This window comes from Candidatus Symbiothrix dinenymphae (assembly GCF_001431085.1).
This window is the reverse complement of the sequence record NZ_BBRU01000591.1, coordinates 1-1,962: the sequence shown is the minus strand read 5'-3', so window position 1 is coordinate 1,962 and position 1,962 is coordinate 1. Positions and strand designations below refer to the sequence as shown.

The window sequence follows — 1,962 nt, the reverse complement described above, 5'->3', positions numbered from 1 at the left end:
GTTATGGAGATGGAACGCATGGAAAATACCAAACGGTACGACCTCGAATGATAAACAGGCTCTGGACAGGCTTAGATGGCAGTTCTTGGGGAACGGGTAGTGGTTACTGGGACCAATATTTTTGGATTGCCGACGGCGACTTGGAGACATGGGTGGATATTAGCCTTGACTTAACGCCGCGTAGCGTTGGTCTACACAATCGGGTATTTTGGATTGGATTTGCTATAGAAAATGGTAATAATCCTCCTGAAGCGTTGCTCTTAGGTGCAAATATCGTCTATTATATATCGGATATACGATTTACAAAATGACGAAACGTTCCGGGGCAACCGTAGATTTGACGGTTGCCCCGGAATTTTTTTTTTGCATTTCGTTTTGACTTCCAATTATTTTGCCTATCTTTGCGGATATTTATAAAATGAGAAGTCATGAAGAAATTACCAATTGGTATTCAGTCGTTTGAGAAGTTGCGCGATGAAGGTTGTTTGTATGTGGACAAAACGAAAGAAATACTCCAACTTACAAGTTCAAATATCGTGTTTCTCTCACGCCCGCGCCGCTTTGGAAAGTCGCTCCTTGTGAGCACCTTGGATTATAAAGATTAGTAAGATAGAAATTAAAAAACAAATTATTTACATAATGAAAAAAACAGGTATTTTATTTTTAGCAACAATCCCCTGCTTGTCGGCTATTTCTCAACCGACAAGTAGCGGTTATCCCATCAACCCCGTACCATTTACGTCGGTGAAAGTGACCGACCAGTTCTGGGGACAACGGCTGGTAGCCAGCCATGAAGTGACAATCCCGTTGGCTTTCGGCAAATGTGAAGAAACGGGGCGGTATGAAAATTTTCACAAGGCTGCCCATCCAAGCCCCGATTATAAAGTGGTTGGATTTTCTTTCGATGACACGGATGTCTATAAAACCATCGAAGGTGCTTCTTATTCCATGCAAACATGGCCCGATAAGAAGTTGGCGCGTTACATCGACAGTGTGCTCACCATAGTCGCCGCCGCACAGGAACCGGACGGCTATCTTTACACCGCGCGAACGATGAATCCGCAACATCCGCACCATTGGGCAGGTCATGAGCGATGGGAAAAAGTGGAAGAAAGCAGCCACGAATTTTACAATCTGGGACATTTGCTGGAGGGCGCAATTGCCCATTATCAGGCGACCGGCAAAAGGAATTTTTTGGATATTGCCATCCGGTATGCCGACTGTGTAGAACGGTCGATCGGAAATAAAGCCGGTCAGGTGGAACGTGTGCCGGGGCACCAAATTGCAGAAATGGGATTAGCCAAGCTTTATTCGCTCACGGGCGAAAAGAAATATCTTGATTTGGCAAAATATTTCTTGGACAAACGGGGTTATACAACAATAAAGGGCACTTATACCCAATCGCATAAACCCATTTTGGAACAGGACGAAGCCGTTGGGCATGCCGTACGCGCCGGTTATATGTATTCGGGAATTGCCGATGTGGCAGCACTCACGGGCGATACGGCTTACATCCACGCCATCGACCGCATCTGGGACAATGTGGTGTCGAAAAAGCTCTACATCACCGGTGGAATAGGCGCCCGCCACAGAGGAGAGGCATTCGGCGATAACTACGAATTACCCAATCTGACGGCTTACAACGAGACTTGTGCAGCCATCGCCAATGTTTATTGGAACTACCGTTTGTTTCTGTTGCATGGCGAAGCCAAATATTTCGACGTGCTGGAACGCACCTTGTATAATGGTTTGATTTCCGGCGTTGCGCTGGACGGCGGTACATTTTTCTATCCCAATCCATTGGAATCGGATGGCAAATACAAATTCAATTCGGAAGGTACGCTTGTCCGCCAGCCATGGTTTGGATGCGCCTGCTGCCCGTCGAATGTCAGCCGTTTCATTCCTTCCCTGCCGGGGTATGTGTATGCTGTGGACAACAGCGATGTATATGTGAATTTGTTT

General features: G+C 46.4%; 2 protein-coding genes and 1 pseudogene. All 3 read left to right on the top strand.

Going from position 1 to position 1,962, the window contains the following annotated elements:
- A partial coding sequence (locus tag ASC50_RS06465; RefSeq protein WP_056928846.1) for a hypothetical protein occupies positions 1-311 on the top strand: 311 nt, incomplete at its 5' end.
- A 117-nt stretch (positions 312-428) separates the two neighbouring features.
- A pseudogene (locus ASC50_RS06795) lies at positions 429-593 on the top strand (AAA family ATPase); the annotation flags it as partial.
- Positions 594-639: 46 nt separating this feature from the next.
- Positions 640-1,962, top strand: a 1,323-nt coding sequence (locus tag ASC50_RS06460) for a glycoside hydrolase family 127 protein (protein WP_056928845.1), incomplete at its 3' end; no start/stop codon positions are given.